Annotated in this window: 7 protein-coding genes; 5 read left to right on the top strand and 2 right to left on the bottom strand. The window is 67.9% G+C overall.

Translation table 11 applies throughout. From position 1 onward, the window contains the following. The first annotated feature begins 1 nt into the window (after position 1). The 5 genes from AC5LXK_RS34790 to AC5LXK_RS34770 all read left to right on the top strand — a co-directional run bounded on the left by AC5LXK_RS34790 (position 2) and on the right by AC5LXK_RS34770 (position 5,706). Entirely contained in the window at positions 2-1,600 is a 1,599-nt protein-coding gene (locus AC5LXK_RS34790; RefSeq protein ID WP_493394171.1) for an MBL fold metallo-hydrolase, read from the top strand. Positions 1,601-1,662: 62 nt separating this feature from the next. Next, positions 1,663-3,099 carry a serine hydrolase domain-containing protein gene (locus tag AC5LXK_RS34785; RefSeq protein WP_493394170.1) on the top strand — a complete coding sequence of 479 codons (1,437 nt, stop codon included), beginning with the start codon at positions 1,663-1,665 and terminating at the stop codon, positions 3,097-3,099. Positions 3,100-3,106: 7 nt separating this feature from the next. Next, positions 3,107-3,550, top strand: a complete 444-nt coding sequence (locus AC5LXK_RS34780; RefSeq protein ID WP_493394169.1) for a GNAT family N-acetyltransferase — start codon at positions 3,107-3,109, stop codon at positions 3,548-3,550. Further along, entirely contained in the window at positions 3,547-4,794 is a 1,248-nt protein-coding gene (locus tag AC5LXK_RS34775; protein ID WP_493394168.1) for an MFS transporter, read from the top strand. Before AC5LXK_RS34780 ends, AC5LXK_RS34775 begins: the two co-directional genes overlap by 4 nt. Positions 4,795-4,887: 93 nt before the next feature. Beyond that, on the top strand, positions 4,888-5,706 hold the full coding sequence (locus AC5LXK_RS34770) for an aspartyl/asparaginyl beta-hydroxylase domain-containing protein (RefSeq protein ID WP_493394167.1): 819 nt from the start codon (positions 4,888-4,890) through the stop codon (positions 5,704-5,706). A 135-nt stretch (positions 5,707-5,841) separates the two neighbouring features. On the opposite strand, the gene AC5LXK_RS34765 is transcribed toward AC5LXK_RS34770, so the two are convergent. Both AC5LXK_RS34765 and AC5LXK_RS34760 read right to left on the bottom strand, forming a co-directional pair. Continuing rightward, entirely contained in the window at positions 5,842-5,970 is a 129-nt protein-coding gene (locus AC5LXK_RS34765; RefSeq protein ID WP_493394166.1) for a hypothetical protein, read from the bottom strand. Positions 5,971-5,999: 29 nt separating this feature from the next. Further along, entirely contained in the window at positions 6,000-6,308 is a 309-nt protein-coding gene (locus AC5LXK_RS34760) for an ATP-dependent Clp protease proteolytic subunit (RefSeq protein WP_493395096.1), read from the bottom strand. Positions 6,309-6,549: the final 241 nt, after the last annotated feature.

The following is a 6,549-nucleotide window of genomic DNA, read 5'->3' as shown; positions in this document are numbered from 1 at the left end:
CATGACCCAGATCTACCTGAAACCGAACGTCGTCTTCGAACCGCTGATCAATCAATGGTATGCGTGGACGTTCCTGCTGCAGCCGGCGACCTGCGCGCTGGTGATGAAGCAGGTGCACCTGCGCATCATGGAATCCTTCATCCGCGCGCCGGAGCTGCACCGGCGTTCCGCCGCGAAGATGGCCGGCGGGCCGTTCCTCAACGGCGGCCGGGAACTCGTGCCGGCGGTCGACGCGCTGATCCGCGACACCCGCACGCGCGCCGCGCCGCTGCTGGCGCTGGCGGACGCGCTGCGCGAGCTCGACGAGCTGCTCGCGCGGGAAGGGGGCGGCGATACGCTGTCGCCGCTGTATGCACGCGTGCCCGAGCCGTTGAAGGGCTGCGTCGAGCTGGGCTACGACCTGCGCGGCCATGCGTCGTACCGGCTGTTCGAGCGGCTGCTGTACGACAGCGCCGGCTATCTCGATGCGCTGCAGAGCGTGAACGGTTTCCTCGCGACCAGCGACGACCGGAGCTTCATGCTCAGCACGCCACGCTTTCCCGACGAGCACATGGTGCAGATCCGCCTGCCGTTCCGCGACGCGCTGTACGACGAGCTGTTCGCGGCCCGCCAGGCGGGCGCCGCGCCCGACCTGATCGACCGTCTGCTCGCGCACGCGGAGGGTGGCGCCGCGCGGCGTGCGGCGCTCGAAACCTGGTTCACCGACGCGCCGCCGCCGCGCCCGCCGTCGGCGCCGGCGCGTGCGGCGCAGCAGCCGGTGCGGGTGCGCTACTTCAACCATGCGACGGTGCTGGTCGAGACCGCGGAATTCTCGCTGCTGACCGATCCGATCGTGGGTTATCCGCTTGGCCAGGGCGAGGATCCGTTCACGTTCGCGGATCTGCCCGAGCGTATCGACTACGTGCTGCTGACCCACAACCACCAGGATCACATCGTGCTCGAGAGCCTGCTGCAGCTGCGGCACCGGATCGGCACGCTGGTGGTGCCGCGCAGCCACGGCGGCTTCCTGCAGGACCCGTCGATCCGGCTCGCGCTCGAGGCGTGCGGGTTCGAGCGGGTGGTCGAGGTCGGCGAGCTGGACAGCGTGCCCGTGCCGGGCGGCGAGATCGTCGCGCTGCCGTTCCTCGGCGAGCACGGCGATCTGCATATCGCCGCGAAGATGGCGTTCGCGCTGAAGGTGGACGGCAAGAGCATGCTGTTCGCGGCCGACTCGAACAACCTGCAGCCGGAGCTGTACCAGCGCATCGCGCAGCGCATCGGCCGGATCGGCACGCTGTTCATCGGCATGGAATGCGAAGGCGCGCCGATGTCCTGGCTGTACGGCGCGCTCCTGAACGAGCCGCTCGGCCGGCAGTTCGACCAGAACCGCCGTCTGAACGGTTCCGACTGCGAGCGCGCGTGGCCGCTGGTCGAGTGCTTCGCGCCGCGCCAGGTGTTCGTCTATGCGATGGGCGCGGAGCCGTGGCTCAAGTTCATCTCCAGCATCGAATACGCGCCGACCTCGCTGCCGATCGTCGAATCGGACAAGTTGATCGCGCGCTGCCACGCGCACGACATCCAGTCCGAGCGGCTGTACCTGAAGAAGGAAATCATCCTCTGAGCGCGGGCGGCCGCATGGCCGCCCGCATCGTTTCGTCGAATCGCCGAACCAGGAATCCCCCCATGCCGGATCGTCATCCGTCCCGTGTCGTTACCGCCTTCAAGATTCTCGCCGCCACGGTCATACCGTTGCTGGCGATTGCCGCGGGCCTGCTGTATTGGGCGCTGCCCGCCGCGACCGGCTATGCGTCGCATTACCTGTGCGTGCGCGTGCTCGCCGACGGCGACGGCGATGCGCGCGCCGTATTCGCGCGCGAAGTGAAGCCGATCAATCCGTTGTTCAACTTCGTCACGTACCGGATCGACCGTGCGCGACAGACCGTCGAGGCCGCAGGGCTCGGCGTGCTGCATTCATCGGTCGCGCTGTACCGGCCGGGCCTCGGCTGCACGATCGCGCCGGCCGCCGCGATCGACGCGTTGCGCGCGGAGGGCCGCGGCCTCGCGCTGCCGCCGGTCGCGGCCGACGCCGGCAATGTCGGCGACGCCGACGATGTCGCGCCGGCCGATCCGCTGCCGGCGCTGAGCACCGTGCTGGATCGCGCGATGGCGGAGCCGTCGCCCGGGTCGCTGCGCAATACGCTGGCCGTGGTCGTGCGGCAGGACGGCAAGCTCGTCGGCGAGCGGTATGCGCTGGGCGTCACGGCCGACACCCCGTTGCTCGGCTGGTCGATGACGAAGACCGTCACCGCGTTGCTGGCGGGCGTCCTGGCCCGCGACGGCAAGCTGACGCTCGCGCAGGATCGCCTGCTGGACGACTGGGCGTCGCCCGGCGATCCGCGCCAGGCGATCCAGTTGCGCAACCTGCTGCAATGGACGAGCGGGCTGGATTACCAGGAAGGCTATCTGCCCGGCTCGGACACGACGAAGATGCTGTACCAGTCGACCGACATGGCGCGCTTCGTCGCGAGCCGGCCGCTGAAGGTCGAGCCCGGCCGCGAGGTGGACTACCAGAGCGGCGGCAGCGTGCTGGTCGCGAAGATCGTCGCGCGCGCGGTTTCGCCGCGGCCGCTCGACATCGTGCCGTTCGCGCGGGCGCGGCTGTTCGAGCCGCTCGGCATCCGCACCGCGATGATGGAGCCCGACGCGTCGGGCACGCTGGTCGGCGGCAGCTACATGCTGGCGTCGGCGCGGGACTGGTCGAAGCTCGGCCAGTTGATCCTGCAGCAAGGCGTGTGGCATGGCACGCGCATCGTCGATCCGGACTGGGTGCGGTTCATGGCGACGCCCCAGGCGGCGCGGCACGAAGGTCAGCTCGGCGCACATCTGTGGCTGAACGCCGGTGCCGGCAGCGCGCGCCGGTTTCCGTCGCTGCCGGAGGACCTGATGATGATGGACGGCTTCAATCACCAGCTGGTGGTGATCGTGCCGTCGTGCCGCGCGGTCATCACGCGGCTGGGCGCGACGGTGGACCACAGCTGGGACACCGAACGCTTCGTCGCCGACGTGATGGCGAGCCTGCCGGGCTGCGCCGGCCCGGCAACCACGACCGCTGCGAGGTAAGCGAATCATGACGATCATCGTACGAGACGCGGTGGCCGCCGATATGCCGGCCCTGCGCGAACTGTTCCTGCACTCGCGCCGCGAGACCTTCGTGTGGCAGCCGGCCGGTGCGTTCCTGCTGGCCGACTTCGAGGCCCAGACGGACGGCGAGCGGCTGAGGGTCGCCGAGGACAACAGCGGGCAACTCGCCGGCTTCGTGTCGGTCTGGGAGCCCGACCATTTCATCCATCACCTGCACGTGTACCGGCCGCGCCACCGCAGCGGTATCGGTCGCGCGCTGCTGCGCGCGCTGCCGGGCTGGCCGGCCACACGCTACCGGCTCAAGTGCCTGCGCGCCAACGCGCCGGCGCTGGCGTTCTATGCCGCGTGCGGCTTCGTCGAGATCGGCGCCGGCAGCGCGGAAGACGGCGAATACCTGCTGCTCGAGTCCGGCGACAAGGACGGCCGATGACCGTCCACTTGCGGTACTGCCTGCAGCAGGCGGCGTTGTGGGGCACCTTCGGCCTCGTGCTGCCGGTCGTCACGCTGTTCCTGCTGCACAACCATTTCACGCTGTTCGAGATCGGGCTGTACGCGGCGCTGTTCAGCCTGTCGACCATCGCGCTGGAGCTGCCGTTCGGCGCGATGGCCGACCGCGTGGGGCGCATCCGGACCTATCGCGTGTCGCTGCTGATGAACAGCGTCGGCTGCGCGCTGATGCTGTGCTTCAGCCAGAAGCCGATGCTGTACCTCGCCGCCGCGAGCTTCGGCATCGCGCGCGCGATGAGTTCCGGCACGGTCGACGCGTGGTATGTCGGCTTGCTGCGCGAGCACGGCGAGACGAAGCGGATTCCGTATTTTCTCGGCCGCGCTGAGCTGGCCTCGGCGCTCGGGCTGGCGAGCATGTCGCTGGTCGGCGGCGTGCTCCCGGACCTGATCGGCAGCCGGCTGTTCGACAACCCGTACAAGATCGGCCTGGCGTTCGCATGCGCGCTGTTCATCGTGCTGCTGGGCCTGACGTCGTGGTTTTTCGCCGAGGCGGAGCAGGCGCCGCACGAGGCGGTGCCGGCCGGCAGGATGCTCGACGATCTTCGCGAACTGATCCGGTTCGCGTGGCATGGCGGCGCGGTGCGGCCGCTGATCCTGCTCTGCATGCTGCTCGGCGGCGTCGTGTCGGTGCTGGAGAGCTACTGGCCGGTGGTGCTGAAGACGCTCGTGCCGATGCACGGCGCGACCTGGGCGTTCGGCCTGTTCCTCACGCTGATGCTGGTCGTCAAGGGCGCGGGCGGCTGGGCGTCGTATCGCGTGATGAAGCATTGCGCCGCACGGCCGGCGCTCGCCGTGACGCTGCCGTTCGCCGGGCTCGCCGTGAGCCTCGTGCTGACGCGCTGGGCGAATCACGTGGTCGCGTTCGGCGTTGTGTTGAGCGGGGTCGCGCTGTTCCTCGGCATCGCCGGCGCGGTGGTCAACGCGGTGCTGCATCACCGGACGCCCGATGCGCTGCGATCGCGCGCCGTCTCGTTCTTTTCGCTGGTGTTCCAGCTCGGCAGCATGATCGCGTCGATCCTGCTTGGCTACCTGGTCAGCCAGTGGGGCGTACAGGCGGTGTGGTGCGGCGTCGGCGTGCTGGTCGCGGTGGCGTCCGGGTACGGTGCGTCGATCGGCGGCTGGGCCGCCGGCCCGGTGGAAGAGGTGAAGGCGGCGGCGCGCGTGTAGGGCCGGGCGCCGGTTCGATTCTTGTGTGATGCGTCATGCGGCAGCAGCAATCATTTTTCGTTTGTCACCCCACGATAGCCAAGGAGAGCGACTTTGAAACAGGAGATGCGCAACGCGATTCACGACACGCTGGATGCGCTCGTGTCGCAGTACGGGATAGCGGAGCTCGAACGCGTGATCGAGTTCGTCAACATCAACACGGGGCGGGTTCCGCTGCCGGAGTTGCCGAAGCATCAGCGGCCGTTGCTGTTCTATTTCCCGGGGCTGGACGGGAAGCCGTGGTACGAGGCATCCGATTATCCGGAACTCGAGGCGTTCACGTCGACGATCGAGGCGTCGGTCGACGTGCTGCGCGAGGAGTTTCTCGCGCAGGTGACCACGCCGATGCTGCTGCCGTACGAGGAGCAGGTGGCGGGGCGTTTCGAGTCGATCCGGCGCAACGACTGGGGATCGTTCTATTTCAGGCGCAAGGGCGAGCCCGAAGTCGAGGAGAACTGCCGCCGCTGCCCGCGCACCGCGGCGCTGATGCGGCAGGTGCAGGATTTCCTCAGCCCGAGCGGCGCGTTCATCTTTTCGGTGATCCAGGGCGGTACGCGGATCCCGCCGCATTCGGACACGACGAACCTCAAGCTGACCTGCCAGCTTCCGCTGATCGTGCCGCAGGGCTCGCGGCTGCGCGTCGGCGACGAGACCCGCGAGTGGCCGGACCGGCGCGCGATCGTATTCGACGACACGTTCGAGCATGAGAGCTGGAACGACAGCGACGAGCCGCGGGTGTGCCTGCTGGTCGATATCTGGCATCCGGGAATCACGCGTATCGAGCGGGATGCGGTCGAGCGGCTCGACGCTGCGATCAGCCAGCATCTCGGGCTGGATTTCCGGCCGCCGTGGGCGGAGGCGGTCGCGGCGTAACGCGGGCAAGGGCGACCGGCCGGGGGGCGGTCGCCTTTCGACAATCGGCGACAGCGGCTCGGCAACGTTGCCGGGCCGGGTTTTCGACTCACGCGCCATTCGTGAACGATCAGAAATGCGCCCGTTGCTGCGCCGTCAGCGATTCGCGGTGTGTTGGTCGATGGCCGTTCGGGACGACACGATTTTGTTTGAGGGCCCGTATTTCACTACCTCTTCCGCGCTCAGCCGGAAATCCCGCGCGGTATCCGCTGCAATCGTTTCCATGAATTGGCCTGTCGCGCCTCCTGACGATTTCATCGGCGCAAATCTCCCGGGTCGCCGGCCGGGCTGCGTGACGCGGTCGACGGCCGATGCAGCAGAACGCGGGTGTTGGCCAACGTATGGCGATCTTCCTTCCGGGCTGCCGCGTCAATCAACGCGCCTGCACTTGCCAGCCCGATCCGATGGCGATGCCTCCGGGTTCGATGAAACGGATTGTCCAGGTAAAAAATCCGACGGAATGATGCATTCGGGGACAAATCGTCGCGCAAGCTTCCTTCAGACTTGTTAGGATTGTAGGCGCGGCGAAAGGGGGATTTCTCGACTCGCGTATCGCACGGCATGCGCACCCGGATGGCGCCGGGGCGGCACGAAAATCCGCGCATGACAACGGGCTGGAACGGCAACTGAGAGACCGGGGGCTGGCCCGAGCAGACACAATTTTGAACAACAAGGACGTCAACAACATGAAGGCCACACGCCTCCAGGTCGCTGCGACACTGGTCGCTTTCGCGTTCGCTACGGGTTGCCCGACGCCGATCGCCTTTGCCAAGAGTTCCGGTTTCAGCTCGAGCCGCTCATCGT

Source organism: Burkholderia pulmonis, assembly GCF_984667975.1.
Note: the sequence above shows the minus strand (reverse complement) of the source record. Positions and strands in the feature narration are given on the sequence as shown.